This is a genomic window from Pontibacter sp. Tf4 (genome assembly GCF_014212495.1).
Lineage (GTDB): Bacteria > Bacteroidota > Bacteroidia > Cytophagales > Hymenobacteraceae > Pontibacter.
Window position 1 is genome coordinate 1 of the sequence record NZ_JACKZC010000020.1, and the last position, 2,910, is coordinate 2,910.

Consider the following 2,910-nt stretch of genomic DNA (forward strand, 5'->3'; position numbering starts at 1 on the left):
TCCAAATCCCTGGTCAACATCCACGAGCACTTCATCAACGTGGTCATCCCTACGGCGCAGGCCGCATCGTTCCGGTTGGATGGCGCACCTATAGCCTTTTCGCCCATGCCTTCTAACCCGGCTTTGTCGTATGCCGTGCAGCTAGTAAGCGCCGGCCGGCACTACCTGAAAGCGGATGTTAAATTCAATGCCGTTGCCTATGGCACCATCATGGACCGCAGCCGCTTTAAAACCCAGGAGTCGTATGGCTATGCCCTGCACGCCGGCGTGGTAGATGACCGCAACCAGCAGATCAGTTTTGATGCCGATCTGCAGTGCGGGGACAAAACCATTTCCTTTTCGGCCCAGACGAAGTACCCGGTACTCTCCTGGCTGTGGCATTTCGGCGATGGCAACACGTCTACCGAGCAGTTCCCGACCCATACCTATGATGAGCCGGGTGACTATGACGTGACCCTGACCACGGTAGGCAACGACCTATACAACTGCAACTCCGAGATCTCCACCACCATCACCCTAAACATCGCGCCCAAAGCCGTCACCACCATTGCCGCCGAAAATACCTGTTTGGGCAATACCGTACGTTTTACGGCAGCCTCTACGCCTCTCACAGGCCCCACCGCTGTAACTGAGTGGGAGTGGCACTTTGGCGACGGCACCACCTCTAGCGAGCAAAACCCGACACATACCTACCAGGAAGCCGCTACCTATGCCGTCAGGCTTGTTACGCGCACGGCCGCCGGCTGCCATGACGAGATTGTGCTCCCCAATGTTACCGTCTACCCGCTGCCTGTGGCAGCGTTCCAGTCGTCTCCAGCCTGCCAAAGCCAGGCGGTTACCTTCACCGACCAGTCTACGGTAGCCGACGGCGGCGCCATTACTTCCTGGCTCTGGGAGTTCGGTGATGGAGCTACCTCTTCGGAGCAGCACCCAACCTATACCTATAGTTCGGCTGATGAATATCAGGTTTCCCTGACAGTTACCTCACAAAACGGCTGCGTAAAAAAAACGACGAAAACGCTGGTGGTTCACCCGCTGGCGCCGGCGCAGTTTACCTTTGCCAACACCTGTGCCGGCCAGGCGCTTACCTTTACCAACACTACCGCCCCGGTTCCCGGCCTAACCTATAGTTGGGATTTTGGTGACGGCACCACGTCCGTGCTTTCCAGCCCAAGCCATACCTATACTACAGCGGACAACTATACCGTCACGCTGACAGCTACCACCCAAGACGGTTGCACTACTACTGCCACAAAAGAGATCACGATCTACCCGGTGCCGCAGGCCGCTTTCTCTCCGGTAAGCGTGTGCGAGACCACGCGCTTTAGTTTCCGGGATGAAAGCATCCTTGCTTCCGGCAGCATCACCGGCTGGGAGTGGGATTTCGGAGACGGGACCACTTCCACGGAGCAGCATCCGTCTCACACATACCAAACAGCGGCTACCTACCGGGTACGCCTGCAGGTAACCAGCGACAAAGGGTGCACCCATCTGCTGGAGCAGGACGTAACAGCCCATCCGCTTTTAACGGCTACTGCCGGCGAAGACCAGTTGCTGCCGTATGGCAATCCGGCTACTTCCTTAGACGCCAACGTACCAGCCAGCGGCCAGGGCACCTGGACAATTGTGAGCGGCAGGGGCGGCGAGTTCTCGGATGTGCACGACCCGAAAGCTACCTTTACAGGCGTTGTGGGGCAAACCTATGTGCTGCGCTGGCTTGTACAGGGGAGCGGCTGCAGTGACGCCATGGACGACGTGCGGATCAGTCTGAGTGTGGTGCTGTCGGAGCATCTGAAAATACCCAATGCTTTCTCACCCAACGGGGATGGCATCAACGACACCTGGCATTTGGAAGGCATTGATGCCTTTGATGGCGTGCAGGTAAAAGTGTTTAACCGCTGGGGCGACGAAGTGTTCCGCACCAAAGGCTACACCACGCCCTGGAACGGGACCCGCAACGGTTCTTCGCTGCCCGACGGCGTGTATTATTACGTGATAGATGCCGGCCTGGGGGCTGCGGACGTGTTACGGGGATCGGTAACGGTATTACGCTAAGAAAGGGATGAGAAAGCTACTATTTACCTGCCTTGCCACTATCCTGTGCACGATGGTGCAGGCCCAGCAGCTGCCGCACTACAGCCAGTACATGCTCAATGGTTTCCTGGTGAACCCGGCGGTGGCCGGCTCGGAGAACTATGTGGATGTGAAGATGGGCTGGCGCAACCAATGGACTGGCCTGGAAGGAGCCCCGGAGTCGATGTACCTGACAGCCCATTTGCCCTTAAATAAAACTGACAACCGCGCTACGGCTTCGTCTTTTCCATCACGATGGCAGAACGGGCGGAAGGCGCTGTATGAAGAATACCGCAAAAAAGACTTTCACCGGGAGCAGGGCCACCACGGGGCAGGGCTTACCGTGCAGCTGGATAAAGCCGGCGTGCTCAAACGCTCTGACGCAGGGTTGACCTATGCGTATCATTTACCTGTGAGCAGGTCACTGAAGCTGGCGGGTGGTTTTTCGGCCGGCGTGTCAGTGTACAAAGTAGACCAGTCACGGTTAAAGCTTACCGACCCCAACGACCCGACCTATACCAGCGGCTACCACGACCGGGTGCAGCCCAATATCACGGTTGGCACTTTGCTCTACTCAAAGCGCTACTACGTGGGGGCGACTGCTGCGCAACTGTTTCAAGATGAACTGGCGCTGGAAGAAAATCAGGGAAATGATGTGGATAGAGCACAGGCGCATTATGCCCTGACTGGCGGCTATAAGGTGGTACTTTCTCCTGCCGTATCGCTGCTTCCATCTACCCTGATCAAGTATGTGCCGTCTGCCCCGGTGGCCGCGGATGTGAACCTGAAAGTGCTCTACCGGGATTTCCTCTGGGCCGGAGCCTCGTACCGCAAGCG

At 57.3% G+C, this 2,910-nt stretch carries 2 protein-coding genes; both read left to right on the top strand.

The genetic code is table 11. The features are described from left to right. Positions 1 to 2,055: PKD domain-containing protein (locus tag H7F15_RS19285; RefSeq protein WP_185198638.1), on the top strand; the 2,055-nt coding region annotated here is incomplete at its 5' end. Positions 2,056 to 2,062: 7 nt separating this feature from the next. Next, positions 2,063 to 2,910: type IX secretion system membrane protein PorP/SprF (locus tag H7F15_RS19290; protein ID WP_185198639.1), on the top strand; the 848-nt coding region annotated here is incomplete at its 3' end.